This is a genomic window from Pseudomonas sp. W2Jun17 (assembly GCF_023127795.1).
Classification (GTDB): domain Bacteria; phylum Pseudomonadota; class Gammaproteobacteria; order Pseudomonadales; family Pseudomonadaceae; genus Aquipseudomonas; species Aquipseudomonas synxantha_A.
This window is the reverse complement of record NZ_SPKO01000025.1, coordinates 546095-570094: the sequence shown is the minus strand read 5'-3', so window position 1 is coordinate 570094 and position 24000 is coordinate 546095. Positions and strand designations below refer to the sequence as shown.

Below are 24000 nucleotides of genomic sequence, written 5' to 3'. Positions count from 1 at the left end.
TTCATTTTTCTGTAGTCATATCAGCTGGTTAGCTGTTAAGGAAGTGCCATTCGGAGCAGATTTATTTGAATTAGGGTTGAAAAATCTATTAAACAAATCTGTCCCCTTTTGTTCGTGCCGCCTGCTCTGCTTGCAAATTATGGAGCACTGTACGATAAGTACCGCCCAGCAATTGAGTCGGAGAAAAAGCGTGAAAATTAATAAATGGCTTTTGGTAGTATTATTGTCGGCCTTGGCTGGCTGCGCACCTTCCCATTCCAATTGGGAAAATGGAATGAATCTATGGGTAGGTACTCATTTCGATTCCCACCTTTACAAAGACTGCACTCGAGGATGTGGCGACTCATATTGGTCGCCTGTAAATAAAAATAAGACCTTTGATAAGGTTGTTGATGAAAACGGAGGCAGGCGGTATTACATAACTTGGATTAGAGATTGCCGATATTCGGTTTTTGTCGCTGCGGATCGGCTAATAAAGTCATGGAGATACGAAACTTCTAACGTAAAAGGATGTTATGTCTTTTAACTGCTGTTTTAAGGGAAAAAAGAGAGAAAAGGGGACGAGAGAGAAAAAGGAAGAGAAAAGGGGGCGGATTTGAATGGCACTTACTTAACCTTCTTCGGGTGTCCATTTCTCCTGATCTCGGCCCTTGCCGCGAGAAAAGGGGACTGCTCGTCCCGTGGCGAAATCATATCAAAGGAAAAAGTTGAGCTGGTGCAAAGAGAAGAAAAGGGCATAGATTTATTTTGATTCGAGATCGCAGAAAAACCAATTAATGGTTGAAGGGAGCCATACATAATGACTGATGAAACAAAAAAAAAGGATTTTGGCGCTGGGGTTTTGTGCTGTTGCTTGTTGGTATAGCAGCGGTCTTGATAAAACAAGCAACAGAAGAAACGCCTGAGCCTAGCAAACCAACCTTCCTTAGTGACTTGATAATCGTCACCGCGCGAACGCACGCGCGTAATCGGAAGGTTGACGAAAATACAGAGCTTGTTCGTATGGATGCGACTAATAGTCATACTATAACGGTTTATTATTCTTTATTGAATTATGATTCTGATGTTTCTAGTTTTAACTTGGAAGCTACTAAGTCAGCAGTTGTAAATATTTTTTGTGATCCCCAAAATTTTGAAAAACAATCCATTTTTTCGCTGGGCGGGACTTACGTTTATGTTTTTGGTAGCAAAAATGTAAAAGAAATTGGCCGATTTGAATTTAACAAAAAGAATTGTGAAGGTTCTTTGTAAACGCTTGGTCATCGAGGCGGAGCAGTGCGAAAGGGCGGGTTTATTTAGCCTTTACCCTCCCCGCACGAGGCCAAAGCGAGCGACACGAAGGCCGCCCGATTTTCACTCAAGACGGATCGGCATTAAGCCTGCGACTGATGACATCCAGCAAATCACACCCATCGCGCAGCGGAATGGCCAGCAAATGGGCGAAGTCTGAAAGTACTACGGCATCGCTGCTGAGTTGTTCGCGAAAGGCCAGGTTTTCCAGCAGTTGGGTGACGGCCCGAATGCGGTGCACGGCGGCGTCGTGAAGGACGTCGAGAGGTACCTGGGTGTCGATGATCAGGGCTGGGACGGTGCAGTCGTGGCCGGTTAGGGGAATGTATCGATTCATCATTAAGCTCTCTGGATTATTGAGGGCTCGTTCTTCGGGTCGCCAAACCCGGTCACCTTTTGAGTGACGGCCGGACTATAAGCCGCACCACCAAGCCCGCGCAAGGCATCAAAATGCCGCCGCTTCGGAGCGTGTACGCAGCTACTAACGTCTTGCCACCCATTGCCGACATACTGCTCACGAACAAACGCACTACGACTATGCAAATCTGAAAGCTTCACCCCAAACATTAAAGGACCAATGTGAAAAACCTCCTCCTCATTCTCTTCGCCACCCTCATCCTCGGCGGTTGCGTCAGCCACCCCCTCACCCCCGAAAACCGCGCTCAGATCAAGACCGTCAAAGTCCTGCCCGTGAAGTGGGAAAAGAACATGGTGTACTTCGGCCGCGAACAGGCCTGGGGCGCGGCCCTGGGTGCCGGGGTTGGCGCCGGTGTTGGCATGGCCAGCGGGGCGTCCAAGCTGGGTACTGCGGCGTTGAGCGGTGCCGGGTTTGCCGGCGGCATGAAGCTTGGGCAGTTGGCCGAGATGCCGACGCCGGTGGCTATTCTGACGGTGATGGAGGCGGAAAAACTCGATGTAGGCGTGTTGCTCAAGCAGGGCTTTGTCGATGAGTTGGGTAAGACTTCGACGCTCAAGGTGGTCGGCGACGATGAGCCCGCCGATGCGCAGATTCAGCTGACCGTGTCCGAGTGGGGCTTTCGCCTGACCCAGGGTTTCAGCAGTGTGATTTATCCGACCCTTAACGTGATGGCGCAGATGGATCGCGGCGATGAGATGATCTGGCGCACCTTTGAGGCGGTCACGCCGTTTAATGGCCAGAACGTCTATGGCTACACGCCGCTCACTTACCGCACTGACCCTGAAGCCTTGCGCCGGGCGTTGACCGGGATTACGCAGATTTCTGCGCAGTATCTGGTGAAGGAGCTCAAGTAGGTCTGTGCGAAGGCTGGCGGCTGTTGGTGGGCGGGCTTGGACTAATGCCAGTCAGGGTTAAGCGCAGTTCCCCTGTGGGAGCGGGCTTGCCCGCGAAGGCGGTGTGTCAGTCGCTGCATCTGTTGCTGCACTACCGCTTTCGCAGGCAAGCCAGCTCCCACATTTGATCTTCGTTGCTTTGGGCATTGCGTTCGTTTAATTGATCGGCATTGGGCTTGCCCGCGAAGGCGGTGGGTTAGTCGCTGCATCTGTTGCTGCACTACCGCTTTCGCAGGCAAGCCAGCTCCCACATTTGATCTTCGTTGCTTTGAGTATTGCGGTCGGCAGTAGGGTAAGCCCCCCACCTATGGCCGAAACAACTTGAGAACCGCTCTCAACCCCGTAAAATGCCGCAGCCGTTGCATCACCGTCTTTCAGGGAAGAATCCAGGCCAGCGCGCTTTCAGGCTGCCTATCTCCTTGGAAAACCCGGCAACGCTGTTTTCCTCACCCAAGGAGCACCCTGTGAAGACACTGTCCAAAATCCTGCTGTCGGGCCTCACCGCCGCGGCGTTGTTGACCGTGGCCGGTTGCGCCACCGAGAGCAACCGCGCGATGCCGGTGGAGCAAGTCGCCAGCGCCCACGTAGCCTATTCCGGCGTGCGTGTGCCGATTGCCGTGGGCAAGTTCGACAACCGCTCCAGCTACATGCGCGGCATCTTCTCCGATGGTGTCGACCGTCTCGGCGGCCAGGCCAAGACCATCCTCATCACCCATTTGCAGCAGACCAACCGCTTCAGCGTGCTGGACCGCGACAACATGGGCGAGATCTCCCAGGAAGCCAAAATCAAAGGCACCGTGCAGAAGCTCAAGGGCGCTGACTACGTGGTGACCGGCGATGTGACCGAGTTCGGCCGCAAAGAAACCGGCGACCGCCAGCTGTTCGGCATCCTCGGCCGTGGCAAGACCCAAGTGGCCTACGCCAAAGTTGCGTTGAATATCGTCAACATCAATACCTCCGAAGTGGTGTATTCCACCCAGGGCGCCGGTGAGTACGCGCTGTCCAACCGTGAAGTGATCGGCTTCGGCGGCACCGCCAGCTATGACTCCACCCTCAATGGCAAGGTGCTGGACCTGGCCATGCGCGAAGCGATCAACCGCCTGGTCGACGGCATCAACGCCGGCGCCTGGAACCCGCGTAACTGATCAGCCACACCACAAGGAGCAGTACACGGATGAGCAAGGCAGTGAAGTTGGCGCTGACGCTGGCAGCAATCGCAACGGTAGCCGGGTGCCAGACGGCGCCCCAGCCCCTGTATCAATGGGAGAGCTACCAGCCGCAGGTTTACGAGTACTTCAAGGGCGAGCCCAAGGAAGCGCAGGTGGAAGCACTGGAGCGCGATCTGCAGAAGATCAACGCCAGTGGCCGCAAGGCACCGCCGGGTTACCACGCGCACCTGGGCATGCTGTACATGAACATGGGCAAGGATGACCAGATGGTGCAGGAGTTTCGCACCGAGAAGGCGCTGTTCCCTGAGTCCGCTGCGTACATGGACTTTCTGTTGAAAAACGCCAAAGCCGGAGTCGCCACCAAATGAGCCTGTTAAAACTCACCGGCGCCTTGCTGGCCCTGGCGTTGCTCGGCGGTTGCGCCGCGCCCAAGACGGTCGATTATTCGGCGTACAAACAGGCGCGGCCCAAGTCGATCCTGGTACTGCCGCCGATCAATGAATCGCCGGAAGTGCAGGCGTCCTACAGCCTGGTGTCGCAAGTCACCTACCCGCTGGCCGAAGCCGGCTACTACGTGTTGCCAATTGCGCTGGTGGACGAAACCTTCCGCCAGAACGGCCTGACCACCGCCAACGATATCCAGGCCGTACAGCCGGCCAAGCTGCATGACATCTTTGGTGCGGACGCGGCGCTGTACATCACCATCAGCGAGTACGGCACCCAGTACATGCTGATCTCCAGCGACACCTCGGTGACGGCCTCGGCCAAACTGGTGGACCTGCGCACCGGCACCACGTTGTGGACCGGTTCGGCGCGGGCGTCGAGCGAAGAGGGCAACAACAACGGTGGCGGCCTGGTGGGCATGTTGATTACGGCCGCGGTCAAGCAGGTGATCAACAGCTCTACCGATGCGGCGCATCCGATTGCCGGTATCACCAGTGCGCGCCTGCTGTCGGCCGGGCAACGCACCGGGCTTCTGTACGGGCCGCGTAACCCGAAGTACGGCACGGACTGAACCGCGTCACCTCTGACGACGGTGCTGTTGGATCAAGTCGATGCGGGTGGCCGTGCCCATGGAGTCGCGCTGCCCGTTTACGCTGGCGCCGATGGAACCGTTGTGTAAGGCAACGATCTCGCCCGTATCAACGCTGATCAGCGGTGAGCCGGAGGTGCCGGGCTTCTTGAAGGCATCATGGTAGACCGTGCCCTGATTACGGCTGTGCTGGTCGTATCCCTTGAGTGTGGTGGGTTGGCCCTTGGTATTTAGAAATGAAATGCCGAGGGCCTCTTGCCCATGGTTGGGCATAAAGACTTTCTGCCCAGGCGATGCTTGGGGGCCGGAGGCCAACTTGAGCGGCCGGAACTGCTCGGCCAAGGCTTTTTTCTCGCCGACGGGCAAGTCGACACGCAGCTCGGCATAGTCCAACCGGGCGTCGCCACTGAGCGGGTTGGGGTCCAGCGGCACTTTGCGCTCTACCTTCATTCGGCCGGTGCTGTCTTGTTCATACCCCAGCCACAGTTCGAGCTTGCTGCCTTTGGCCAGCGCGTGGCGCACATGTTGGTTGGTCAGCACGCCGTTGCCATCGTTGATCAGCGAGCCGGTACCCAACGAACGGGTATGCACGCGTTCGTAGCCCCATGAGTCCCGCGTGACGCTCACTTCGCGAATCGTGCCCACGGCCCTGGCCGCGGTATGCATCGGCGTGCCCTTAAGGGATGCGTTGGCGTAGTTCTGCAAGGAGAACGGCGCTTGTTGTGGGGCGAGCATTGGCTCGGGGCGGGGCTTGTACGGTGCTGTCTGCGCTGGCGTCGGCGGTTGCGGAGTTGTTGGCGGTTGCGGCGTAACTCGGGCGGGTGGGGTTGGCACACGGTTCGGCTGGGAAGCTCGGCTGATCACGTCGTTTGGCTTGATTGGCCCTTGGCTCTTGATATACAGGTCGGCTTGGCCCGAGCCGTCCAGGTCAATCGCCAGGCTGTGCTGGCGCGTGTTCGGCTCATAACCAAGCAACGCCTCGCCCGGCCGGCCACTGAAGCGGCGCACAAACTGCAGGTCCTTGATACCCGCGGCCTGCAGCGCGGCAGCCACATCGATCTTGTCCTGCCCGCTGGTGAAATCGGTGATCAGGTCGGGGCGTTGCGCGGTCGACTCGCTGGCGTTGTTATACACAAAGGTATCCTTGCCCGGCCCGCCGGTAAGGGTGTCCTGGCCCAGGCCACCGGTCAGGCGGTTATCGGCATGGTTGCCGATGAGTCGATCAGCACCCGTGCCGCCGATGGCATTTTCCAGTGTCACCCCTTTGGCAATGGAGACGTTGCCTTTCATGCCGCCGACATCGGAGAAGTGTTCAGCCTTCAGGTTGATGGTCTGGTCCTGATGAAACCGCGAGAAATCCAGAGTGTCGTTGCCGCCCCCATCCCACACGCTGAACACGGGTGCGTCGTCCGCTGAGTTGAGGCTGAGAAAGTCACGCCCGGTATTGGAGTTGAAGCCGTAGACCGTGTCGGTGTCGCGGGTTTTGTAATTGGCACCGTAGAGCTTTTGGATGGCGGTGATGTCGTCCATCAGCGGCGCGCTGGCATAGTGAGTTTGGCGGTTTTTGTTGTGATCATGGCCCAGATGACCTGCCCACCAGTAACTCATCAGGCTGTAGGCGCGGTTGTCCTCGGCGTAGCGGGCGTTTTCAGCGTAACTGCCGCCATTGTTGTATTTGCCGGGATGCATGAGGCCCAGGGTGTGGCCGATCTCATGGGCCAGCAGGTACCGGCTGAAACTACCGTGAGTGAAGGGTCGATTCATGCCGTCTGACGCGAACCAGGCTTGGGTGCCATCGCTGTAGATGCCCGGATAAGACGCATGGCCCGACAGGCCGGTCTGGTTCGGGTCATTACCCAGTAACAGCTGCCCATTGGCCTCGGGTGCATTCTCAGTGAAGGAGATATTGGCGACATCCGCCCAAGACTGCATGGCGCGCCTGGCCTGCTCTTTTTGCGACGGTGAGAACTCGTTAGCGCCGGTGGGTGTGCTGTAGGTGGCTTGTGAAGGTGTGAAAAAACGATAGCCGATAGGTGTGGTGCCGTCTGGGTTCTGCACTTTCCAACGATAGCCCGTTCGAGTGATTTGCTCTGCCGCTTGCTCGGTGGCGTAGGACAGCTTGTCTGAAGCGGCCCCCGCATAGCTCGGGCGTTCGGCGAATGAGGGCGGCTCATAGCGGTGTGTTAGGTTATTTTTTACGGAGTTCATCGCGATTTCTCTGATGTAAAAAGGCTCCAAAGACGTCAAGAAACAGGCTGTTCTGACAGGGAGGCGAACTCTCGATATGTGGTTGGTGGTAATGGCAGGTTCACCCGGTTGTGTCTCGAAGTGTGACGCAGCAATTGGGCGAAGAAATAACCGTGGTTAACCCGTACCGGTGCTGCGTTACGTCTGAGCTGTTGAACGGATCATTCATTCACGAGGTTCAGCCCATGTCCCGCTCTATGCTCTTGCTGCGTCCTGCTGCCCAAGGCTTTGCCGTCACCCTGCTGGTGGCGCTGGCTGGGTGTGGGCTGTCATCGTCCCCCGAAGTCGCCAAACCGATTGAAGCGGCGCCTCTCGCCGAACTTCACAGCGCGCCGGTCCAGAATGCAGTGGTCAAGCGAATGGCGATGCCGGCACCGATGGCGGTGCGAGAAATGGCGACGATGGACTACCGCAGCGAACCCCGCGAGCAATACGCCAACCTGCCGGATAACCCGGTGCATCGCGTTTCCGAAACCCCGGTTTCCACCTTCAGTATCGACGTCGATACCGGCAGCTACGCCAACGTAAGACGCTTCCTCAACCAAGGTCGCCTGCCACCCGAAGGTGCGGTACGACTGGAGGAAATGGTCAACTACTTCCCGTACAACTACGCACTGCCCACCGATGGCTCCCCATTTGGCGTCACCACCGAGCTCGCCGCCACGCCCTGGAACCCGCGTACAAAACTGCTGCGCATCGGTATCAAGGCCTGCGATAAAGCCGTGGCAGAATTGGCGCCCGCCAACCTGGTCTTCCTGGTGGACGTGTCCGGCTCCATGGACCGCCGCGAAGGCTTACCGTTGGTCAAAAGCACGTTGAAGTTACTGGTCGATCAACTGCGTGATCAGGACCGCGTGTCACTGGTGGTGTACGCCGGTGAATCCCGCGTGGTGCTCAAGCCCACCTCGGGCGCTGAAAAAGCCAAGATCCGCAACGCCATCGACCAACTCACCGCCGGTGGCTCCACCGCAGGCGCGTCCGGCATCGAACTGGCCTACCAGATGGCTCGCGAAGGTTTTATCGACAAGGGCATCAACCGCATCCTGCTGGCCACCGACGGTGACTTCAACGTGGGCATCAGCGACTTTGACAGCCTCAAGCAAATGGCGGTGACCCAGCGCAAAAGCGGCGTGTCCCTGACCACCCTCGGCTTCGGTGTGGATAACTACAACGAACACCTGATGGAACAACTGGCCGATGCGGGCGACGGTAACTACGCCTACATCGACAACCTGCGTGAAGCGCGCAAGGTGCTGGTGGAGCAACTCAGCTCGACCCTGGCCGTGGTCGCACGGGATGTGAAGTTGCAGGTGGAATTCAACCCCGCCCAGGTCAGCGAATACCGCCTGCTGGGCTATGAAAACCGCGCCTTGAAGCGTGAGGATTTCAACAACGACAAAGTCGATGCCGGCGAAATCGGCGCAGGCCATACAGTGACCGCGCTGTACGAAATCGTGCCCAAGGGCGAGAAGGGTTGGCTGGAGCCATTGCGATATGCCAATGCACCAACGGCCGAAGGCAAATCCGCCGAGCTGGCGATGCTACGGGTGCGCTACAAGCCCGCTGCGGGCGGCAACAGCCAATTGATCGAGCGCCCTATCGCCAACCAGGCCACCCCGGCCAGCGACGACCTGCGCTTCTCCTCTGCCGTTGCCGCGTTCGCCCAACAGCTCAAGGGGGATGGCCGCTACACTGGCAACATGAGTTTGCAAGACACCGCCAAACTTGCCCGCTCGGCCCGCGGCGATGACCCGTTCGGCCTGCGCAACGAATTCGTGCAACTGGTGGAACTGGCCCAAAGCCTCAAACCCTGATCTGGCCTACAACGATGTTCAAATGTGGGAGGGGGCTTGCTCCCGATGGCGGTGTGTCAGTATCCGATGTGCTGTATGACCCACTGCTATCGGGAGCAAGCCCCCTCCCACACTAATCCTGCTTCGGCTGACAAAAAGGAGTTCGCCCATTACATGGCCGTCCCAGACGATCCACCCAGCGACGAATCGCTGCTGGCCCGCTACCGAACCGGCGACGCTGGCGCATTTGAAGCCCTCTACACGCGCCACCGTCAGGGCCTGTACCGCTTCCTCGTGTCCCTGTGCAACAAAGCCGACCTGGCTGAAGAAATCTATCAAGACACCTGGCTCAGCTTGATCCGCAGCACCACCCAGCCACAAGGCCGGGCGAGTTTTCGTACCTGGCTGTTCCAGATCGCCCGCAACCGCCTGATCGACCACTGGCGCAAGCACGGCATCCACAACCCCCTGCACGACAGCTACGACGAACAGCTGCACGCCCAACCCGACGACAGCGCCGGCCCCGAGCAACAACTGAGCCTGAGCCGCGACCAGACGCGCCTCGACGCCGCCCTGCAAGAACTGCCCGAAGACCAGCGCGAGGTGTTTTTGTTACGCCTGCATGGCGACCTCGAAGTGCCGCAAATCGCCGCCCTCACCGGCGCCCCGCTGGAAACCGTAAAAAGCCGCTTGCGCTACGCCCTACAAAAATTGCGGCGCCTGCTGGCCGAGGAGGTACCTGTATGACTGACCCCCGACACACCCCGGACGACGCGCTGCTCCAGCACTACCGTCAACACAGCACGGGCGAGCCGCCCGCGTCCCTCGACGCCTTCATCCTCAACGCCGCCCGCCGCGAAGCCCCGGTGCCGCAACCAAACCTGTGGCAACGCTGGCTGCAAGCCTGCCAACGCCCGCGCTGGCAAATGGCATTCGCCACCGTCGCCGGGTTGGCGCTGATGATCGGCGTGGTCATGCGCTCCCCCGTGCCGCAGCCCGAAATCTCAACCGCGACATTCTCCGCCCTGCGCCACGAAGAAGCCGCCCACCCAGCGCCGCAAGCGTTTTCCGCCCCCGCGCCAATGGCCCGCATGGCGATGGCGCCACGGGTTGAAAGTGCGCCGGTTCAAGCCGAAAGCGCAGTGGCGGATCAGCCAGCGGCGAAACTCAGCAAGCGGGCGCTGCCTACGTTGGAAGAAGGTCTGCAGGAAATTGTGAACCTGCGTCGAGCGGGTGAAACCAGGGCAGCGGATGAAAAACTGCTGGCGCTGTATCAACGCTTTCCTGAGCAGGACTTGCCGGCACGGCTAGAGGCGTTGCAAAAGCATTGAACCTGACGCCACGAACCCGCCCCAGGCCTGTCGACCTGGGGCTTTTTATTACAACCCGCCGTAGGCTCGGGACCAGGCCACCGTGTCAGTGAGGGTCTGCTCCAGCACGCGAAAGCTCAGCCCCAGTTCCTCTTCACTTTTGCGGTGGTCAAAGCGGGTACGGTGCTCCTCACGTATCAACAGCCGCAACGTCGCCATGCTCAGCAAAATGGGTTTGCCGGTCAGGTAGGCGTAGGCCTCTTGCACCGCGGCTAACAGGTAGAGCACAGGCAGCGGCAGTTGGCGCGAGGGCACCTTGACCCCGGCAATACTCCCCAGCGCCGGAATCAGCTGGCGCATGGTCAAGTTGCGACCGGCCGCGAGATAACGCTCGCCCCGTCGCCCGTTTTGGGCGGCGGCAATGTGCGCCCAGGCCACATCGCGGGCATCGACCAGAGAAAAGGTGCCAGGAATCAGCCCCGGCAACTTGCCGTTGATAACGTCCCTGACCAACTGCCCCGAAGACGTCGGCCCACGGTCACCCGGCCCCCACATCCAACCGGGCAAGACCATGCAGGCGTGCATCTGCGGATGGCTTTCAAGAAACCTCAACACCTCCCGCTCAGCGAGGATCTTGCTGCGGTAGTAGTCATCCGCATCGGCTTCGGCCCGCAGGCACGTCTCGTCGATCGGCGTACCGGGGGCACCGTCGAGCACGGCAATCGACGAGGTATGCACAAACCGTCGCACACCGGCGTCATACGCCTGTTGCAGCAGGGCTCGCGTACCGACGACATTGATCTTTTCCAGCTCCTCCCAATGGCTGCCGCCCTTATAGTTATCCCGAAAAAACGCCGCGCAGTGAAACACCGTATCGCAGCCTTGCAACGCCGCCGCGAAGGCATCCACATCAGCCATATCCCCCACCACCTGCTCCACGCCCGGCACATCGCCGAACTGCTGCGCACCCTTGGCCGCCGAGCGCACCAGCGCCTTCACCGCATAACCCCGTGCGACCAGCTCCCGTACCAGGTTGTTGCCCAGCAAGCCGGTGGCACCGGTCACAAAGGTGCTGCGCAAGCGATTGGGGTTCTTGTTCATACAGGCCATTCCATTTGTTGAGAAGGCCAGTAGATATACCGGTCAGCCTGCGCCGTAAAAACAGCGCCTGCGGCATAATGGCTTTGCACATCTGCACACCAGGGAAGCGCGGAGATATGGCATTGCAGGCAAATTGGGATGATCTTCGACTGCTGTTGGCAGTCTCACGGCGCGGCAGCTTTTTACAGGCGGGCCAGTTGCTCGGTATCGCGGCGTCTACCGTCTCCCGCCGCCTCACCCAACTGGAAACCGCCCTGGGTGAACCACTGGTGGAACGCGGCGTGGAAGGCTGCCGGCTCACCTCCCGAGGCCAAGCCCTGGTAGACGTCGCCCTAGCGGCCGAATCCGGCCTGCGACGCCAGACCCCCGTCGACGGCACGCCAGCAACCCTCAGCGGCACCGTGTTGGTGAGCGCTGGCGAAGGCTTTTCTGCCAGCGTGCTCGAAGCCGCCAGCCGCCTCACAGCGCAGCACCCAGGCTGCTCCGTAGAACTACAGGTCACCACCGACTTCCACAAAATCGTACGAGGCGTGGCCGACATCGCCATACGCACTGCACACCTGGGCGAACCCTCCCTGATCTACCGAGGGCTCGGCAAACTCGCTTACGGCGTGTTCGCCACTGCCGAATACCTGCAACGGTTTCCTGCGCTAACTCCCGCCACTGCCGCAAGTATCGCCTTGCTGCCACCGCTGGACCTGCTACCGCAAATGCGCGCCGCGAAAGCTGCGGGGCTGGATCATGCGCCGATTAGGGTGAGTTCGTTTGCGGTGCAGCTTGAATCGGTGAAGCGTGGGATGGGGGTGGCGGTGCTGCCGCGTATTTTGGCTACGGGGTTGAGTGAGGTTTTTCAGGAGATAGAACTGCCGGCGATGGAGGTTTATCTGGTTACACGGCCACAGGCGTTGAAGCAGGGGCATATTCAGGGTTTTTTTGGGGTGTTGGAGGGGGTGTTGCGGGAGGCGTTGAGGGGGGATGGTGAAGTGGTGGTATAGGGGGGTTAATGATTAAGGCGCGGCGTAGGTACAGGGCATCGTTCGCAAAAAGCCATAAGTCTCCGGACTGGGCTTTCTCAATTCAAAATCAGCGACATTGGCACGCCGAGTCTAAATTGATCGAAAAGTGACCGATTATTAGCCATTAATGCATGTTTAGCTGTACAGCTAAACATGCGATTTAAGCTACAGAAGGCACTCTGTAAATTACTCATAACGCCGACCCCTACAACCTCAAGGCGGCTTAATGCATCCAGCCGGTAAATAAAACTTAAAAACAAAAAAGCCCCAGATCTCCCGACCTGAGGCTTTTTCATTCATATCTGGTGCACCCGGCGGGATTCGAACCCACGACCCCTGCCTTCGGAGGGCAGTACTCTATCCAGCTGAGCTACGGATGCTTGTGCGGGCGACATCATACCCATGTCGACCTGATGCGTCCATTCCGGCATTTCCCCCGCTGCCTGTCGTCCATTTCCGACAAAAAATGGCTAATCGCCACCCTCATTCACAACTCCCCGCGCCGCGCGTCCCTTTGTTTGCTTTGCTCTTGTGGCTTTAACCCGCTTCCACGCCGCAATTCCTCAGGTGAACGCATGCATTCCAAAGGAACCGTGATGCTCGATCTCCCGCTCAGACAAACCCTGCTGGCTCGCTCCGATTTGTTTCGAGGTATGCCGGAGCACCTCTTGCGCTACGTTGCCACCCATATGGTGGAGCGCACGCTGGATGATCGTGAGCTGTTGTATTTCAAGGACGACACCCTCGAGTTTATTGCGCTGGTAGTCGAGGGCCGGATTTATTCGGTGGTGCATGGGCCGGATGGGCGCGAGCAGATCATCGGCAGCACCGGGGCCGGGCAGGTGGTGGGGGAGACGGCGTTGATCAAGGATCATGGGCGCGAGTCTTCCACCTTCGCCAGTGGCCCTACGCGCTTGTTGCAGTTGGGCAGTCGGCATTTTGCTGTGTTGTTTGAGGAGCCGGCGTTTCTGCGGCGTTTGTTGATGCTGATGATGCTGCGTTTGCTGCAGGCCATCGAGTTGCTGGAGTTGGTGTGCCTGCATCGGCTGGAGTCGCGGTTGGCGCGGTTTCTGTTGGCCAACCTGGGCGAGATCGACCTGGCGTTGGCTTTGCCCAGTGTGTCGCTGCCCGCAAGCCAAGGGGTGTTGGCGTCGATGCTGAATACCAGCCGCCCCAAGCTGAATGTGCAACTGCAAGTGTGGCGCCGCAATGGCGTGATCAGCGGCAATCTGGAGCGCATGGTGATCAACGATCTTGAGCATTTGCGGCGCAAGGCGTTTGCCTTGAATTAGTTGCCGCAGTGTTCCCCAGGTAACAGCGTACCCCCGTCGAGCCCTCGCAGACTGGCCCTTCATCAAGGATGCACAGGAGTGCTGGCGATGGGGATGACTGTTGAGTTCAAGGATCAATGGGCCGCCGATGACCGTTTGTTCGAAGCGAGTTGGCGTGCCGTGCAGGGCGAGCTGAAGCGCCGGGCGTTGCGGCGGGCCAAGGGCAATCTGGATCAGGGCCAGGAGTGGTTGTCGGCCACGGCGATCAAGGCCCTGTTGTTTTTTCGGCGTTCGCCGGAGCGCATTCGTGACCCTGAGGGGTTTCTGTTTCTGGTACTCGACCATGTGTTTCTCGACAGCTTGCGGCGCAGCAAGCGCGAGGGGCGGCTGTTCGATGATTCGGTGGATCTTGAACACGATCATCTGGCCGCGCTCGCCGCGCCCTGCGCGTCGGTGCTGGAGCGGGTGGAATGTTATGAGCGCCTGGAGCAGATCGAGGCGCACGTCGCACGGTTACCGCTGTTGCAGCAGCGTTTGTTCGAGATGCGTTTTGTCGACGACCTGCCTTACCCGCAAATCGCCGCCGAGTTACACGTGAAGCTGCCGCTGGTGCGCAAGCGTGTGCAACTGCTGCGCAGTGCTTTGCGCTGAAGGTGATTCACAGACGTTGGCGTGGGGCGTTCTAGTGATATGAGCGCAGCACGCCGCCGCTATCCACACCCAAACCTGGGTGAATGCCATCAAGGAGAGATGTATGACAGAGGTCAACAGCCAGATCACCGACGCGGTCACTCAAACCAACGTCAAGGTGGTGGCCGAGGCGCCGGCCCAGGCCATCGCGTCGCTGTACCAGGTGGCCAGCAGCGCGGCGGGCCTGTCGTTGCAGAACGCGGTCAACAGCCAGCAGGCGATGAATCAGATTTCCAACGCGGTGATCTCCAAGGCCGTGGCGCTGATCATGCAGATTGGCGAGAAGGGCTGAGGCCTCGGGAGATTGATTATGTCGTGGTTCAGCAGAAAGAAACCCGCCGCCTCCCAAGCAACGCCCGCCGCCGATCCACCTGCGCCAGCGCCCGCTGCACCGGCCTCGCGCTCGATCATGGCGCGCATGAACGAGCACCTGCTCAACCAGGTAAGCACGCCGTCGCCCGATAGCACGGCGGCGCTCAATAGCCAGATCGTGCAGGCGGTGCAGTTCACCAACGCGCAGAACTTTGCCTATGCCCCGGCGCAGATCGCGGTGCCGGCCGACATGATGATCAGCCAGGCGGCCGGGCTGGTGGCGCAGGCGGCGGCGGGGTACTTCGACGGGGTCAGCAAGATCGCCCTGGCGGCCCAGGCCGTGCTGCTCCAGCAAATGACCGAGAACATCGTCAACGACAACCTGCCAGGCGCTGCCGAAGACGCCTTGGGCGCCTTGGCCACCGACCTGCTGGTGGGCGCCGCTGCCGCCGTGGCCGCCGCCGCCGGAGCCATGGAAGCCGAAGCCGCCAGCGTGGCCATCGACAAGATCGACCAGAGCATCGCCAAGTACGCGAGCACCCTGGCCAACCGGGCCGCGCCAGCGGCCTGAACCCAGCACAGCGCTCCAGCGTTCGGCTGGAGCGGTGCAACAGCAACTTGAAAGCAACTTTTCTTGAGTGAGGAGCGACATCATGCAGCCTGGAGATATTATTTTTTCTGTCAAACAAGATGACGACAGCGCTACGCGGGCGTTTATCAAAGCCGGTCAACTGGTCAAGGCCAAGGTGTTCTCGCAGGACACGACCTACCTGAATGTGGTTCACCCGGCGATTGCGGTAAGCGACACGATGGTGATCGAAAGTGTCGGCAGTGGCCTGGCCCTGACCGACCTGAGCCTGGAAAAACCGCCGCGCTCGGCGATGGTGTTTTCCTGCGTGGATACCGAACTGGGCGAGGCGGCGACGGTAGCTGCCAAGCAGTTCTACTTCGACAAGATCGGCGGTGATATCCGGGGCCGCTATAGCGTGTGGAACGCGATGATCTCAGCCTTTCGGCGCTGGACTTCCGATACCAGCCTGGTGACGCGGATCAACGAGTCCATCGACATCGGCAGCGGGTCCTTTTGTTCGCAGTTTGCGGCCAACTGTTATGAAGTCGGCAACCTCTACAACGAGGCCAATCTGCTGCCGCCTCCGCCTGCCATTTTCCCCAACCAGCCTAGCGCCATAACGCCTGCGGAGTTGGCGACCTTCTGTGATTCCTCGCCGCACTTTTACTTTGCAGGGTTCTGGCAGGACAACGTTGAGGTGCGGCTTTAGTGGCGCTGTTGCCGTCCAGCCAGTGCCGCAGGAGGTTCACATGCAGCCACCGGTTCTATCCAGCGCTGATCGCCAGCGGCTTGAGGCGATGCTGCGCAGCCCGCAAATGTTCGACGGTGCGCCGCGAGCTATCGTTGACGAAAGCCTCAAGCGCGCGGTGCAGGTGCTTGAACAATCGAAGACCAACGAGCAGGCCATTCGCCAGGCCGCCCAGCAGAGCGAGGCGGCGGTACGCCAAGCGCTGAGTGGCGCGCCCGATCAAAGCGTCGAGCAGTTGGATCTCAAGCGTGAAGTGAACAAGGAGATCCAGCAGTTGATCGCACGGATCGAGGCCGCCCGGGCCGGACCTGCGAAATCCTGAAGCCACAGGTTTCACAGCCCTTGTTTGGCAACGTTCATTGATGAACACGGAATGCACCGTGTACTAAATAAGGAAATTGATCATGGCATTTGTTAACGAGCAAATTACCGACGCGGTCACCCAGACCAACGTCAAAGTGGTGGCCGAATCGCCAGCGATGGCGATGAGCACCATCTATCAATCCATGGCGCAGGCCACGGCGATTCTGTTCCAGAACGCCGTGTCGGCCCAACAGCAGCAAAACACCCTGGCTCAGGCGGCCACCAACCAGGGCGTGATGCAGATCTACAGCGTCGATACCACCGCAGGTGCGGCGGCCACCGAGAAAGTCGCCCAGGGCGGCGTGTCGGATAACCTCACCAGCCTGTTGACCGTGCTCAAGTCTTTCCAGCCTTAAGCACTGAGCGATAACGGATGTTGTTCTTTCTCAACCCAGGAGTTTCAACCATGAGTACAGTCAGCCCGCAAATCACCGATGCCGTCACCCAGACCAACGTCAAGGTGGTTGCCGAATCACCCGCGATGGCCATGAGCACCATCTACCAATCCATGGGCCAGGCCACGGCGATCCTGTTCCAGAACTCGGTCTCGGCCCAACAGCAACAAAACACCCTGGCCCAGGCGGCCACCAACCAGGGCGTGATGCAGATCTACAGTGTCGACACCACCGCTGGCGCCGCGGCCACCGAAAAAGTCGCCCAGGGCGGCGTGGCCGACAACTTGACCAGCCTGCTGGCCGTGCTCAAGTCGTTCCAACCTTAAGCTGCGAGGTCCCCAACGGCCCCGGCGCCCACAAGGCTCCGGGGCTGTTGTCGTGTGTGCGCTTGATCTGAAAGATGAGCCGGATGCGCCATATTCGTTCTTTTTTTCGAACATCCTATTGCCCTGTACCCCCATTGATCCTAGGATTCGTTTGAGATTTCAAACGCTCTGTCTCCCGTGCGCACTTTCATTTCTTCCGCGCGCTGGGGCTGATTTCCCTGACGGCAGCCCACAAGGCGCCTTTCAACAACTCTAATTCGCTCCGCGTGCGCGCGGTGCTGTTAAGGAAAGCCGACATGCAGCTCAAAGATACCCAATTGTTCCGCCAGCAAGCCTTTATCGATGGCGCTTGGGTCGATGCGGACAACGGTCAGACCATCAAGGTCAACAACCCGGCCACGGGCGAGATTCTCGGCACCGTGCCGAAGATGGGCGCCGCGGAAACCCGCCGCGCCATCGAAGCCGCCGACAAGGCCCTGCCGGCCTGGCGTGCACTCACCGCCAAGGAGCGCGCCAACAAGCTGCGCCGCTGGTTTGAACTGTTGATCGAAAACCAGGACGACCTCGGCCGCCTGATGACCCTCGAACAAGGCAAGCCGCTGGCCGAAGCCAAGGGCGAAATCGTCTACGCCGCTTCCTTTATCGAGTGGTTCGCCGAAGAAGCCAAGCGCATCTACGGTGACGTGATCCCCGGCCACCAGCCCGACAAGCGCCTGATCGTGATCAAGCAGCCTATCGGCGTGACCGCAGCCATCACCCCGTGGAACTTCCCTGCAGCGATGATCACCCGCAAAGCCGGCCCGGCCCTGGCCGCCGGTTGCACCATGGTGATCAAGCCGGCCTCGCAAACCCCCTTCTCGGCCCTGGCCCTGGTTGAGCTAGCGCACCGCGCCGGTATCCCCAAAGGCGTGCTCAGCGTGGTCACCGGCAGCGCCGGCGACATCGGCGGCGAACTGACCAGCAACCCGATCGTGCGTAAACTGTCCTTCACCGGCTCGACCGAAATCGGTCGCCAGCTGATGGCCGAATGCGCCAAGGATATCAAGAAAGTCTCCCTGGAGCTGGGCGGTAACGCGCCGTTCATCGTGTTCGACGACGCCGACCTGGATAAGGCCGTCGAAGGCGCGATCATCTCCAAGTACCGCAACAACGGCCAGACCTGCGTGTGCGCCAACCGCCTGTACATTCAGGATTCGGTGTACGACGCCTTCGCTGAAAAGCTCAAGGTGGCGGTGACCAAATTGAAGATCGGTAACGGTCTGGAAGAAGGCACCACCACGGGCCCGCTGATCGACGAAAAAGCCGTGGCCAAGGTTCAGGAACATATCGCTGATGCCCTGAGCAAAGGCGCCACGCTGCTGGCCGGTGGCAAGGCGATGGAAGGCAACTTCTTTGAGCCGACCATCCTCACCAACGTCTCCAAAGACGCCGCCGTGGCCAAGGAAGAAACCTTCGGCCCGCTGGCGCCGCTGTTCCGCTTCAAAGATGAAGCCGACGTGATCGCGATGGCCAACGACACCGAGTTCGGCCTGGCCTCCTACTTCTACGCCCGTGACCTGGGCCGTGTGTTCCGTGTGGCCGAGGCCCTGGAGTACGGTATGGTCGGCGTCAACACCGGGTTGATCTCCAACGAAGTGGCACCGTTCGGCGGCATCAAGGCCTCGGGCCTGGGCCGTGAAGGCTCCAAGTACGGGATCGAGGATTACCTGGAAATCAAATACCTCTGCCTGGGTATCTAAGGCGCGGGATTGCAGTAAACGCAGAGGGCACGAGAGCGCTGTCCCTTTGCGTGTTTCACATCGTAATTCGTAGTGGCCGGGAAAGCTGGGGCAGTCGATCATCGAATGCTGCCGTAGTTGCCTCCCCGCCACGTATGCCTTGGACCACGCCACCCGATGAGTGGCGAATGAGGACTTTATGAGCAAGACCAACGCTTCCCTGATGAAACGCCGCGAAGCCGCTGTACCGCGCGGTGTTGGCCAGATTCACCCGATCTTCGCCGACTCGGCGAAGAACGCCACCGTGACCGACGTTGAAGGTCGCGAGTTCATCGACTTCGCCGGCGGTATCGCCGTGCTGAACACCGGCCACGTGCACCCCAAAATCATCGCGGCCGTGACCGAGCAGTTGAACAAGCTGACCCACACCTGCTTCCAGGTATTGGCCTACGAGCCCTACGTCGAAGTGTGCGAAAAAGTCGCCGCCAAGGTGCCGGGTAATTTCGCCAAGAAAACCCTGCTGGTCACCACCGGTTCCGAAGCGGTGGAAAACGCGGTGAAGATCGCCCGCGCCGCCACGGGCCGTGCTGGTGTGATCGCTTTCACGGGCGCTTACCACGGCCGCACCATGATGACCCTCGGCCTGACCGGCAAGGTCGTGCCTTACTCGGCCGGCATGGGCCTGATGCCAGGTGGCGTGTTCCGTGCGCTGTATCCGAACGAACTGCACGGTGTGAGCGTCGATGACTCGATCGCCAGCATCGAACGCATCTTCAAGAACGATGCCGAGCCACGTGATATCGCCGCCATCATCATCGAACCGGTACAGGGCGAAGGCGGTTTCTACGTCGCGCCGAAAGCCTTCATGCAGCGCCTGCGCGAACTGTGCGACAAGCACGGCATCCTGCTGATCGCCGACGAAGTGCAAACCGGTGCCGGCCGTACCGGTACCTTCTTCGCCATGGAACAGATGGGCGTTGCCGCCGACCTGACCACCTTCGCCAAATCCATCGCTGGCGGCTTCCCGCTGGCCGGTGTGTGCGGCAAGGCCGAATACATGGACGCCATCGCCCCAGGCGGCCTGGGCGGTACCTATGCCGGTAGCCCGATCGCCTGTGCGGCAGCCCTTGCGGTGATGGAAGTGTTCGAAGAAGAGCACCTGCTGGACCGCTGCAAGGCTGTCGGCGAGCGCTTGGTGACCGGCCTCAAGGCCATCCAGGCCAAGTACCCGGTGATCGGCGAAGTGCGTGCCCTGGGCGCGATGATCGCGGTCGAGCTGTTCGAAGACGGCGACACCCACAAGCCAAACGCTGCCGCCGTTGCCTCCGTGGTGGCCAAGGCGCGTGACAAGGGCTTGATCCTGCTGTCCTGTGGTACTTACGGCAACGTGTTGCGCGTACTGGTGCCGCTGACCTCGCCGGACGAGCAGTTGGACAAGGGTCTGGCGATTATCGAAGAATGTTTCTCCGAACTCTGACACGCCCCGCTCCTACGAAAAGCAAAAAAACCGCTTCGGCGGTTTTTTTGTGCCTGCTTCATTGTACGCACGCGGCGGCATTGTCTAAGGTGCAAGCATTGCCGATGGAGCGTGCTGGATGACTGCTGTTGATTTACCTGCTGTACCCCGAGTGTTGATTGCCGAGGCGGACCCCTGGTCGCGGGACCTGCTCAAGCAAGTGTTGTTGAATGTGCGTTGTGACGCGCGGCTGGATGTGTGCGCCGATGGTGACCACGCTGCTGCGCTGTTGCGTGAGAAAAGCTATGACCTGATCCTGGCGGATTGGGAGCTTGCAGGCGTCGATGGCCTGAGCCTGCTGCGCAGTGTGCGCCAGCAGCGCCGCTCCCCCGCATTGCCATTTATTCTGCTGAGCAGTCGCAACGACAGCGCCAGCGTACGCGAAGCCTTGCCCCTGGCGCCCACGGCCTACCTGACCCGCCCGCTGAACATGGAGAGCCTGACCCAGCGCCTGCAAGACCTGCTGCTTAACGAAGGCGAAAGCGTGTATTGCGAGATCCCGGCGCTGGCACCGGGAATGACCTTGCCAGCATTCCTGGAGCAGCGCCGAGAGGTCTGCGATGGCGCACCGTTGCGTGTGGACGTGAAAGCGGCGGTGCATCGCAGCCTGGGCCCCGAGGGCGTGGACCTGCAGCAGCTTGAAGATCAGGTGCGCATGGACCCGCAAATCACCGCTGTGCTGATCGCTGCCGCCAACAGTGCCGGGTATCACGGCACGCCGGTGCAGACCCTGCACGCAGCCCTGAACAAGCTGGTCCCCGGGCAAAGCATGAACCTCATCCTGGGCCTTGCGCTCAAGCACAACGTGGTGCTGGGTGACCCTGGGCTGGTGGCCTACGCCGAGCGGCACTGGCAGTTGTCCGAGGACAGCGCCGAGTACGCCCGGCGCCTGGCACGCATGTTGGAACTGGATCACCAGCGCTGCTACAGCGCCTGCATCCTGCATCGGTTGGGCGACCTGGCCTTGTTGCGCTGCCTGGAAGACTGGCGTCAGGGTGGCGGCGCCCTGGATGACGAAGCGATCGGCGAATCCCTCGACAACTTCGGCGCCGCCTACGGTTCGGCGTTGCGCACTCGCTGGCGCTTGCCGCTGGAGTTGCGCCAATTGATCGCGGCCACCTATTCACTGGAAGGCGGTGTGTATTCACGCGAAGCCTTGGTGGTGAACCTGGCGACGCAGATGGCGCGGTTGACCGAGCACGAAGGGCTGCAAGAGCTGGCCGGCAGCAAGACGGCGCGGTTGCTCAAGGTGGGCTTGTCCGAACTGACGCGAGTACGCAAAACCTGAAACACACACCGATCAATTGTGGGAGCTGGCTTGCCTGCGATAGCGGTGGGTCAGCCAAGACGCCATCGCAGGCAAGCCAGCTCCCACAGTTGATCGGTATCAACCGGCTATAACGCGGTTCTTGCCTTGGCGTTTTGCCTCATACATCGCTGCATCCGCCCGGGCGAACAGGCTGTCGAGGGTGGAGTCATCTTCACGCAAGCTGGCCAGGCCCTGGCTGACGGTCACGCTGAACTCGCGCCCTTCATAACTGAACAACAAGGCCTGGATCTCCTTGCCCAGCCGTTCGGCTACTTGCAGGGCCATTTCTGGCGCGCAACCGGGCAGCACAGCGGCGAATTCTTCGCCGCCAATGCGCCCGAACAGGTCGCCACGGCGCAATACCCCCCGACCACTCTCAGCGATGCGCCGCAGCACCTGATCGCCCTCCAGGTGGCCGTAGGTGTCGTTGACGTCCTTGAAGTCATCGATGTCCAGCAACAGGAACGCCAGCGGTGTGCCCTGAACGCAGGCGTTGTCGAACGCCTGGTTGGCGCATTCGAAAAAATACCGGCGGTTGCTGCTTTGGGTCAGCACGTCGGTGGTGGCCAGACGTTGCAGTTCCAGCTCCAGCAGCTTCTTTTCGGTGATGTCTTCGGCCATGCCAACCACAATCAGCGGTTCACCGGGCACCACCTGCTGGTTGATGTAGCACTTGTCACTCAGCCAGCGGATTTGCCCGTCGGCGGTGATGATGCGGTACTCGCGGTCTTCCACGGCGCCTTGTTCCAGCACGCGGGCCAGGCTGTGTTCGGCGTAATCGAGGTCTTCGGGGTGAACACTGTTGCGCCATTCGCGGTGGTCGGCCAACAGCAAACCGGCCGAACGACCGAATATGCGCTCGTAGGCTGGGCTCACATACAGCACGCGACGGGTTGCCCAATCGATGGCCCAGAGCACGGCGTTCACGCTGACCAACAGCGAACTGAGCAATTGCTCGCGCTCACTCAGCCGCTCCACTTCGCCCTGGGCATGCATCAGCGCCAACAGGGTCGCCGCCGCAGCTGGACGCGGCGGCTCGGCAGTGGGCACATCGGGCAGGCAGGGCTTTTCGTGAACCATCGGTACAACTCTCTCTGGGCGCGCCGCAGGATGGAGCAGCGGTCACTACAAGGGGTCACCATGATGGCGAAGTGTTCTTTGAGAGAGGGGATTTGCAGTGAAGTTCCGTGATCGGCATGGATTGACGGTGCCCGGAAAATGGCGCCAAAAAGCCAGTGTGTGGGAGGGCAAGCCCTCCCAAAGTACCGTCAGACCGCCGCAGGGCGCAGCGAGTAGGTCTTCAACTGGTGGGCAAAGTCGCGCAGGGATTGAATGCCGCTGGCCTCGGCTTCGTGCACCCATTCCTTGATCGCGGCCAGCATATCGTGGCCATTGGTGCTGGTCTTGAGCCAGATCTGCTGGAGCGCCAGACGCTTCTCATAGATTACGGTCAGCGCATGGCTGTGCTCCAACATGCTTTGGATACGCAAGTGGTGACGGTCATCCAGCAAGCTGGTTTCCCGTGACAACAGGCGCTTGGCACGGTGGAACTGGTGACGTACCGAGTGATCGACCTTCTCCAACTCCTGCTTGACCAGCGGGCCGATCACCAACTTGCGGTATTGGGCCATGATCTGGAAGCGGTTGTTGAGGATCGCCATGGCGGTGTCCATGTCCAGGCTGCCCTTGCCTTCGACGCGGTGGGCGATGGGGGCAACACGCTGCACCTTGGCCAGGCGCAGGAAGCTGAACACCTTGATCCAGGCCCAGCCCAGGTCGAACTCCCACTTCTTCACCGACAGCTTGGCCGAGTTGGGGTAGGTGTGGTGGTTGTTATGCAGCTCTTCGCCGCCGACGATGATGCCCCACGGCACCAGGTTGGTGGCGGCGTCACGGCATTCGAAGTTGCGATAGCCCACGGCATGGCCCAGGCCGTTGATGACGCCGGCGGCCCAGAACGGAATCCACATCATCTGGATCGCCCAGATGGTGATACCGATGGTGCCGAACAGCAGCAGGTCGATCACGCCCATGAGCGCCACGCCCAACAGCGGGTAACGCGTGTAGAGCTTGCGTTCGATCCAGTCGTCCGGGCAGTTCTTGCCGTAGATGCGCAGGGTCTCGGGGTTTTCCGCCTCGGCACGGTACAGCTCGGCGCCTTTGCGCAGCACCGTGGACAGGCCCTTGATCACCGGGCTGTGCGGGTCATCGACAGTTTCGCATTTGGCGTGGTGCTTGCGGTGGATGGCGGTCCACTCGCGGGTGTTCTGCGCCGTGGTCAGCCACAGCCAGAAGCGGAAGAAGTGTTTCAGGCCGGCATTGAGCTCAAGCGAGCGATGGGCCGAATAACGGTGCAGATAGACAGTGACCCCAATAATGGTCACGTGGGTCATCAACAGCGTGACTGCCACCAGTTGCCAGGCTGACAGGTCAAGAAAACCGTTGTACCACATAGGCTGTATGGCCCTCAGATAAAGAAAAGAACAGCTCACGCATTATCACTAAGCCTAC

At 59.9% G+C, this 24000-nt stretch carries 26 protein-coding genes and 1 tRNA gene; 21 read left to right on the top strand and 6 right to left on the bottom strand.

Features of this window, described 5'->3' with window-relative positions; all coding sequences use genetic code 11:
• Both E4O98_RS16285 and E4O98_RS16280 read left to right on the top strand, forming a co-directional pair.
• Positions 1-526, top strand: a 526-nt coding sequence (locus E4O98_RS16285) for a hypothetical protein (RefSeq protein ID WP_248135716.1), incomplete at its 5' end; no start/stop codon positions are given.
• A gap of 317 nt (positions 527-843) precedes the next feature.
• Positions 844-1251 carry a hypothetical protein gene (locus tag E4O98_RS16280; RefSeq protein WP_103734042.1) on the top strand — a complete coding sequence of 136 codons (408 nt, stop codon included), beginning with the start codon at positions 844-846 and terminating at the stop codon, positions 1249-1251.
• A gap of 106 nt (positions 1252-1357) precedes the next feature.
• Here E4O98_RS16280 and E4O98_RS16275 read toward each other — a convergent pair whose 3' ends face one another.
• A complete protein-coding gene (locus E4O98_RS16275) occupies positions 1358-1615 on the bottom strand; it encodes a hypothetical protein (RefSeq protein WP_248135718.1) in 258 nt (85 codons plus the stop codon).
• A gap of 254 nt (positions 1616-1869) precedes the next feature.
• Between E4O98_RS16275 and E4O98_RS16270 the strand changes: the two genes are divergently transcribed.
• The 4 genes from E4O98_RS16270 (at position 1870) to E4O98_RS16255 (ending at position 4785) form a co-directional block, all read left to right on the top strand.
• Positions 1870-2562 (top strand): hypothetical protein, encoded by a 693-nt coding sequence (locus tag E4O98_RS16270; protein ID WP_248090729.1) that lies wholly within the window; start codon positions 1870-1872, stop codon positions 2560-2562.
• A gap of 503 nt (positions 2563-3065) precedes the next feature.
• A complete protein-coding gene (locus E4O98_RS16265) occupies positions 3066-3746 on the top strand; it encodes a CsgG/HfaB family protein (RefSeq protein WP_005783620.1) in 681 nt (226 codons plus the stop codon).
• A gap of 29 nt (positions 3747-3775) precedes the next feature.
• Positions 3776-4138, top strand: a complete 363-nt coding sequence (locus E4O98_RS16260) for a DUF4810 domain-containing protein (protein WP_005783622.1) — start codon at positions 3776-3778, stop codon at positions 4136-4138.
• Positions 4135-4785 carry a DUF799 domain-containing protein gene (locus E4O98_RS16255; RefSeq protein WP_043049149.1) on the top strand — a complete coding sequence of 217 codons (651 nt, stop codon included), beginning with the start codon at positions 4135-4137 and terminating at the stop codon, positions 4783-4785. Before E4O98_RS16260 ends, E4O98_RS16255 begins: the two co-directional genes overlap by 4 nt.
• A 6-nt stretch (positions 4786-4791) precedes the next feature.
• On the opposite strand, the gene E4O98_RS16250 is transcribed toward E4O98_RS16255, so the two are convergent.
• Positions 4792-7011, bottom strand: coding sequence for a M10 family metallopeptidase C-terminal domain-containing protein (locus E4O98_RS16250; RefSeq protein ID WP_248135715.1), 2220 nt, complete (start codon positions 7009-7011; stop codon positions 4792-4794).
• A gap of 224 nt (positions 7012-7235) precedes the next feature.
• Here E4O98_RS16250 and E4O98_RS16245 point away from each other — a divergent pair, with 224 nt between their 5' ends.
• The 3 genes from E4O98_RS16245 (at position 7236) to E4O98_RS16235 (ending at position 10174) form a co-directional block, all read left to right on the top strand.
• Positions 7236-8864, top strand: a complete 1629-nt coding sequence (locus tag E4O98_RS16245; protein ID WP_248135714.1) for a VWA domain-containing protein — start codon at positions 7236-7238, stop codon at positions 8862-8864.
• Positions 8865-9017: 153 nt separating this feature from the next.
• Positions 9018-9590, top strand: a complete 573-nt coding sequence (locus E4O98_RS16240) for an RNA polymerase sigma factor (RefSeq protein WP_248090720.1) — start codon at positions 9018-9020, stop codon at positions 9588-9590.
• Positions 9587-10174, top strand: a complete 588-nt coding sequence (locus E4O98_RS16235; RefSeq protein WP_248135713.1) for a hypothetical protein — start codon at positions 9587-9589, stop codon at positions 10172-10174. The genes E4O98_RS16240 and E4O98_RS16235 overlap by 4 nt, the downstream gene beginning before the upstream one ends.
• 48 nt (positions 10175-10222) lie before the next feature.
• On the opposite strand, the gene E4O98_RS16230 is transcribed toward E4O98_RS16235, so the two are convergent.
• On the bottom strand, positions 10223-11254 hold the full coding sequence (locus E4O98_RS16230) for an SDR family oxidoreductase (RefSeq protein ID WP_032878476.1): 1032 nt from the start codon (positions 11252-11254) through the stop codon (positions 10223-10225).
• Between the two features lie 116 nt (positions 11255-11370).
• On the opposite strand from E4O98_RS16230, the gene E4O98_RS16225 reads away from it, so the two are divergent.
• Positions 11371-12249, top strand: a complete 879-nt coding sequence (locus E4O98_RS16225; protein ID WP_032878475.1) for a LysR family transcriptional regulator — start codon at positions 11371-11373, stop codon at positions 12247-12249.
• Between the two features lie 324 nt (positions 12250-12573).
• Here the strand turns inward: E4O98_RS16225 and E4O98_RS16220 are convergent.
• Positions 12574-12650 (bottom strand) — tRNA-Arg (locus E4O98_RS16220).
• 195 nt (positions 12651-12845) lie between these two features.
• Here E4O98_RS16220 and E4O98_RS16215 point away from each other — a divergent pair.
• The 11 genes from E4O98_RS16215 (at position 12846) to E4O98_RS16165 (ending at position 21468) form a co-directional block, all read left to right on the top strand.
• Entirely contained in the window at positions 12846-13562 is a 717-nt protein-coding gene (locus tag E4O98_RS16215) for a Crp/Fnr family transcriptional regulator (protein WP_248135712.1), read from the top strand.
• An 87-nt stretch (positions 13563-13649) separates the two neighbouring features.
• Positions 13650-14192: a sigma factor-like helix-turn-helix DNA-binding protein gene (locus E4O98_RS16210; RefSeq protein ID WP_050989018.1), complete on the top strand. Its 543-nt coding sequence runs from the start codon at positions 13650-13652 to the stop codon at positions 14190-14192.
• Between the two features lie 103 nt (positions 14193-14295).
• Complete coding sequence (locus E4O98_RS16205; protein ID WP_003187543.1) at positions 14296-14523, top strand: RebB family R body protein; 228 nt, start codon at positions 14296-14298, stop codon at positions 14521-14523.
• 18 nt (positions 14524-14541) lie between these two features.
• Positions 14542-15114: a hypothetical protein gene (locus tag E4O98_RS16200; RefSeq protein WP_223018025.1), complete on the top strand. Its 573-nt coding sequence runs from the start codon at positions 14542-14544 to the stop codon at positions 15112-15114.
• A gap of 82 nt (positions 15115-15196) precedes the next feature.
• On the top strand, positions 15197-15823 hold the full coding sequence (locus tag E4O98_RS16195) for a hypothetical protein (protein ID WP_003187547.1): 627 nt from the start codon (positions 15197-15199) through the stop codon (positions 15821-15823).
• 40 nt (positions 15824-15863) lie between these two features.
• Positions 15864-16184: a hypothetical protein gene (locus E4O98_RS16190; RefSeq protein WP_248135711.1), complete on the top strand. Its 321-nt coding sequence runs from the start codon at positions 15864-15866 to the stop codon at positions 16182-16184.
• An 82-nt stretch (positions 16185-16266) separates the two neighbouring features.
• Positions 16267-16581: a RebB family R body protein gene (locus E4O98_RS16185; RefSeq protein ID WP_005783676.1), complete on the top strand. Its 315-nt coding sequence runs from the start codon at positions 16267-16269 to the stop codon at positions 16579-16581.
• Positions 16582-16631: 50 nt separating this feature from the next.
• Positions 16632-16946, top strand: coding sequence for a RebB family R body protein (locus E4O98_RS16180; protein WP_003187551.1), 315 nt, complete (start codon positions 16632-16634; stop codon positions 16944-16946).
• Between the two features lie 296 nt (positions 16947-17242).
• Positions 17243-18685 carry an NADP-dependent succinate-semialdehyde dehydrogenase gene (gene gabD / locus E4O98_RS16175; protein ID WP_032878469.1) on the top strand — a complete coding sequence of 481 codons (1443 nt, stop codon included), beginning with the start codon at positions 17243-17245 and terminating at the stop codon, positions 18683-18685.
• Between the two features lie 178 nt (positions 18686-18863).
• A complete protein-coding gene (gene gabT / locus E4O98_RS16170; protein WP_078819994.1) occupies positions 18864-20141 on the top strand; it encodes a 4-aminobutyrate--2-oxoglutarate transaminase in 1278 nt (425 codons plus the stop codon).
• Between the two features lie 118 nt (positions 20142-20259).
• Positions 20260-21468, top strand: a complete 1209-nt coding sequence (locus tag E4O98_RS16165) for an HDOD domain-containing protein (RefSeq protein ID WP_248133302.1) — start codon at positions 20260-20262, stop codon at positions 21466-21468.
• Positions 21469-21567: 99 nt separating this feature from the next.
• Here E4O98_RS16165 and E4O98_RS16160 read toward each other — a convergent pair whose 3' ends face one another.
• Both E4O98_RS16160 and desA read right to left on the bottom strand, forming a co-directional pair.
• Positions 21568-22569: a sensor domain-containing diguanylate cyclase gene (locus E4O98_RS16160; protein WP_032878465.1), complete on the bottom strand. Its 1002-nt coding sequence runs from the start codon at positions 22567-22569 to the stop codon at positions 21568-21570.
• A gap of 188 nt (positions 22570-22757) precedes the next feature.
• Positions 22758-23942, bottom strand: a complete 1185-nt coding sequence (gene desA, locus E4O98_RS16155) for a delta-9 fatty acid desaturase DesA (protein WP_005783697.1) — start codon at positions 23940-23942, stop codon at positions 22758-22760.
• Positions 23943-24000 lie beyond the last annotated feature (58 nt).

What these genes read in the sequence shown, in the direction of transcription:
- E4O98_RS16185 (WP_005783676.1), top strand. Translation starts at nt 16,267, where the DNA reads ATGGCATTTGTTAACGAGCAAATTACCGACGCGGTCACCCAGACCAAC.
- E4O98_RS16200 (WP_223018025.1), top strand. Translation starts at nt 14,542, where the DNA reads ATGTCGTGGTTCAGCAGAAAGAAACCCGCCGCCTCCCAAGCAACGCCC.
- E4O98_RS16245 (WP_248135714.1), top strand. Translation starts at nt 7,236, where the DNA reads ATGTCCCGCTCTATGCTCTTGCTGCGTCCTGCTGCCCAAGGCTTTGCC.
- E4O98_RS16225 (WP_032878475.1), top strand. Translation starts at nt 11,371, where the DNA reads ATGGCATTGCAGGCAAATTGGGATGATCTTCGACTGCTGTTGGCAGTC.
- E4O98_RS16240 (WP_248090720.1), top strand. Translation starts at nt 9,018, where the DNA reads ATGGCCGTCCCAGACGATCCACCCAGCGACGAATCGCTGCTGGCCCGC.
- E4O98_RS16235 (WP_248135713.1), top strand. Translation starts at nt 9,587, where the DNA reads ATGACTGACCCCCGACACACCCCGGACGACGCGCTGCTCCAGCACTAC.
- E4O98_RS16180 (WP_003187551.1), top strand. Translation starts at nt 16,632, where the DNA reads ATGAGTACAGTCAGCCCGCAAATCACCGATGCCGTCACCCAGACCAAC.
- E4O98_RS16205 (WP_003187543.1), top strand. Translation starts at nt 14,296, where the DNA reads ATGACAGAGGTCAACAGCCAGATCACCGACGCGGTCACTCAAACCAAC.
- desA (WP_005783697.1), bottom strand. Translation starts at nt 23,942, where the DNA reads ATGTGGTACAACGGTTTTCTTGACCTGTCAGCCTGGCAACTGGTGGCA.
- gabD (WP_032878469.1), top strand. Translation starts at nt 17,243, where the DNA reads ATGCAGCTCAAAGATACCCAATTGTTCCGCCAGCAAGCCTTTATCGAT.
- gabT (WP_078819994.1), top strand. Translation starts at nt 18,864, where the DNA reads ATGAGCAAGACCAACGCTTCCCTGATGAAACGCCGCGAAGCCGCTGTA.
- E4O98_RS16215 (WP_248135712.1), top strand. Translation starts at nt 12,846, where the DNA reads ATGCATTCCAAAGGAACCGTGATGCTCGATCTCCCGCTCAGACAAACC.
- E4O98_RS16260 (WP_005783622.1), top strand. Translation starts at nt 3,776, where the DNA reads ATGAGCAAGGCAGTGAAGTTGGCGCTGACGCTGGCAGCAATCGCAACG.
- E4O98_RS16165 (WP_248133302.1), top strand. Translation starts at nt 20,260, where the DNA reads ATGACTGCTGTTGATTTACCTGCTGTACCCCGAGTGTTGATTGCCGAG.
- E4O98_RS16250 (WP_248135715.1), bottom strand. Translation starts at nt 7,011, where the DNA reads ATGAACTCCGTAAAAAATAACCTAACACACCGCTATGAGCCGCCCTCA.
- E4O98_RS16190 (WP_248135711.1), top strand. Translation starts at nt 15,864, where the DNA reads ATGCAGCCACCGGTTCTATCCAGCGCTGATCGCCAGCGGCTTGAGGCG.
- E4O98_RS16255 (WP_043049149.1), top strand. Translation starts at nt 4,135, where the DNA reads ATGAGCCTGTTAAAACTCACCGGCGCCTTGCTGGCCCTGGCGTTGCTC.
- E4O98_RS16195 (WP_003187547.1), top strand. Translation starts at nt 15,197, where the DNA reads ATGCAGCCTGGAGATATTATTTTTTCTGTCAAACAAGATGACGACAGC.
- E4O98_RS16160 (WP_032878465.1), bottom strand. Translation starts at nt 22,569, where the DNA reads ATGGTTCACGAAAAGCCCTGCCTGCCCGATGTGCCCACTGCCGAGCCG.
- E4O98_RS16210 (WP_050989018.1), top strand. Translation starts at nt 13,650, where the DNA reads ATGGGGATGACTGTTGAGTTCAAGGATCAATGGGCCGCCGATGACCGT.
- E4O98_RS16230 (WP_032878476.1), bottom strand. Translation starts at nt 11,254, where the DNA reads ATGAACAAGAACCCCAATCGCTTGCGCAGCACCTTTGTGACCGGTGCC.